Raw genomic sequence first — 1221 nt, forward strand, 5'->3', positions numbered from 1 at the left:
CAGGGCAAGATCACGAAGCTTTACCTTGACTTAAGTTTGTGATCTTATACTTCTTTTTAGTAAGAAGTGAGTTAACCCATGTCGCAACTGCAGCTATTCAAGTACTTTTCAAACATTGATGACCCCCGTCAACAAGGTAAAGTTGTCCATAAACTCTTTGATATTCTATTCCTTACAATCAGCGCTGTGATCGCTGGGTGCCAAGGGTGGGAGGAGATTGAGGATTTTGGACACGACCGTCTCGATTGGTTACGCAAGTTTGTCTCTTTTGAAAATGGTATACCTAAACATGACACGATAGCGAGGGTTATCAGCACTATCGATATGAGCACGTTTCAATCCTGTTTTTCGAAATGGATGCAAGACTGCCACCAGGTGACCGATGGGCAAGTGATTGCTATTGATGGGAAAAGAGTAAAAGGTTCATTTAATCAGGCTGATAGGAAGGATGCCATTCATATGGTGAGCGCGTTTGCTTGCGAAAATGGCGTGGTGCTTGGACAACAGAAAACCGACTGTAAATCGAATGAGATAACGGCCATCCCAGTCCTGCTTGACCTGTTAGAAATAAAAGGTTGTCTAGTCACCATCGATGCCATGGGATGTCAGAAAGCCATTGCCCAGAAAATTTTGGATAAAGATGCCAATTATCTGCTGGCGCTTAAAGGCAATCAGCCTAAGTTATTTGCCCAAGTTGAGAGATTATTAGGGCCAGAAATAAGCCGCCAGTGTCAGCAAGGAACGCTGTTTCAGGAAGCAGATTACCAACGAAATAGAGAAGAGTACAGGTGCTGTATTGTTGCCAATGACATGAGTCAGATACCCGCATCGGCAGATTGGCCAATGTTAACTACGGTCGGGGTAATCGTTTCTTATAGAAAAGAAAAAGGCAAAGTATCCAAAGAGTTAAACTTTAGGTATTACATAAGCTCAGCAGCGTTAACGGCTGAAGCGTTGGCTGGCAGTGCGCGAGAACACTGGGGTATCGAAAATGGATTACACTGGAAGCTTGATGTAGGAATGAAGGAGGATGATTGTCGTATCCGTCGTAATGGAGCACCGGAAATCATGGCTGGTGTTAGGCATATTGCGATGAATCGACTTCAATCAGAAATTACCTTTAAGAAAGGAGTAAGAGCAAAACAAATGAAGGCCAATCGTAATCCCGACTACCTTGAAACGGTCATATTTGGCAAGTGAATTTTCATGCTCTTGCCCTGT

1 protein-coding gene is annotated in these 1221 nt (G+C 43.6%); it reads left to right on the forward strand.

Annotation, left to right across the window (positions count from 1 at the left end; all coding sequences use genetic code 11):
• Positions 1-78 precede the first annotated feature (78 nt).
• Positions 79-1200, forward strand: a complete 1122-nt coding sequence (locus ACWXWT_RS20545; protein WP_456043410.1) for an ISAs1 family transposase — start codon at positions 79-81, stop codon at positions 1198-1200.
• The last annotated feature ends 21 nt before the right edge of the window (positions 1201-1221 follow it).

This window comes from Shewanella sp. A22 (genome assembly GCF_053850585.1).

Coding starts and splice junctions, on each gene's coding strand:
- ACWXWT_RS20545 (WP_456043410.1), top strand. CDS start 79: ATGTCGCAACTGCAGCTATTCAAGTACTTTTCAAACATTGATGACCCC.